The following is a 1,597-nucleotide window of genomic DNA, read 5'->3' as shown; positions in this document are numbered from 1 at the left end:
AGGCCGCCTCAGGCGGCTCTCCGTATCCCTTTCGCAGCCTGTGCTCTGGCCTTTTCCGAGCGGCGGACAGAATCCCGGTGTAGCTTGCGCAGATTGTGTACGGAGGCATCGAGGAGCCACTCACCGCGGCAGCGTTCGAGTCCGCGCATGCTGAACTGTCTGGCGCCCTGGCGATCCTTCATCTGACCAAACACCGGCTCGACCGAAGCGCCGCGCTGTCGATAGCGTGTGCGCCCGCGCCTGGTGCGCAGCTTTCGCTCCATGCGCTCGCGCGCCGTCATGTTCTTGGGCTTTCGTCCACGTGGCGACGGCGCGTCACGCATCGCGGCCCGCTGCTTGTGATCCTTCTGGGTGGCAATGATGAGCTCGCACCCGTCGGTCTCGGTTGCCGCGTTGGCTCCCGACCAATAGCCCGCGTCGGCAACCGCCACCCCAAGCACGGCATCCTTGCTGACCACCTCCGCGACATTGTCCCGCGCCTGGTCGAGCATCGGCGTCAGCTGGCGCACGTCATTGGCCTGGGTCGTCACGTCGGCGGCGAGAATGATCTGCCCCACGGTCACCACGATCTGGGCGTTGTAGCCCTGCAGCCAGCCGTGTCGCGTCTTCATGATGCCGCTGTCCGGATCGGTCACGTTGGCCAGCGTGTCGGGGTCGGCGGCGGGAACGGCCGGCTTGGGCTTGCGGCCCCGCTTACGCTTGCCGCTGGCCTTCTCCACCGCCGCCCGGGCTTCGATCGTCTCCTGCTGACGCGACGCAGCGTCGGCCGCCCGGCGCTGCAGCTTATCCTGGCACTCCCGCAGCCTCGCCAAGCGATCGCCCCGCCGCGCCAGAGCCGCCGGCAACTCGTCGCCGCGCCGCGCACCGAACTGGCGATCCTCCTGCGCATCCGTCGCCTCGGCCTCCGCCAGCATCTTGGCCACTTGCTCGTCGACGCTGCTCGCGGTGCGGTTGGCGTCCAGCGCCGCGTTGGCGCGCAGCTTGGTGCCGTCCAGCGCCACCAGCCCGAGCCGGATCAATCCAGCTTCACGGCACAGTCGCAGCACTGCCATGAATACCTCCCGCATGTGCGCGACATGACGCTGGCGGAACCGCGCAATCACCGTGTGATCGGGGACTGCGTCACCGACTATGAAGCGGTAGCCGGCATCGCGTCCGCACAGCCGCTCGATTGCTCGGCTCGAGCGGACACCGTGCGAATAGGCGTAGATTAGCAAAGCCAGCAGCAGCCGCGGTGCGAACGGTGCCTGCCCCGCACGGCCCAGCTTGTAGCCGGCCTCGAAGGCGCTGAGGTCCATCATCGCCACCGCGTCGACGATCAAATGGACGATGTCGCTTTCCGGCAGCCAGTCCATCATGTCGGCTGGAAGAAGCAGCGGCTGTCGTCGCTCTGGTTCGCGGAAGTGGTGCGCCATTGCCCGGCCCGTGTCTTGGAAAGCGACTATCGAATCGTTGCCCGCCAGATTCGTCAACACCGGACCAACCCTGAATCGCTCCAACTATGTTCCGATAGGTAATTGTGCAACGGGCTCTATAGCGCTGCCGAAACTCCGGCGCGGGCCGGTTGGCAAAGTCGATCGTGTAGGTTTTGAGATCC

Annotated in this window: 1 protein-coding gene; it reads right to left on the bottom strand. The window is 66.2% G+C overall.

What is annotated here, in order from left to right; genetic code table 11:
- Window positions 1–8 precede the first annotated feature (8 nt).
- Window positions 9–1,475, bottom strand: coding sequence for a transposase (locus tag VGP39_RS18100; RefSeq protein WP_327569472.1), 1,467 nt, complete (start codon window positions 1,473–1,475; stop codon window positions 9–11).
- Between the last annotated feature and the right edge of the window lie 122 nt (window positions 1,476–1,597).

This window comes from Bradyrhizobium sp. (assembly GCF_036009065.1).
GTDB lineage: Bacteria > Pseudomonadota > Alphaproteobacteria > Rhizobiales > Xanthobacteraceae > Bradyrhizobium.
The sequence above is the reverse complement of the archived record's forward strand: the minus strand, read 5'-3'. Positions and strand labels throughout refer to the sequence as shown.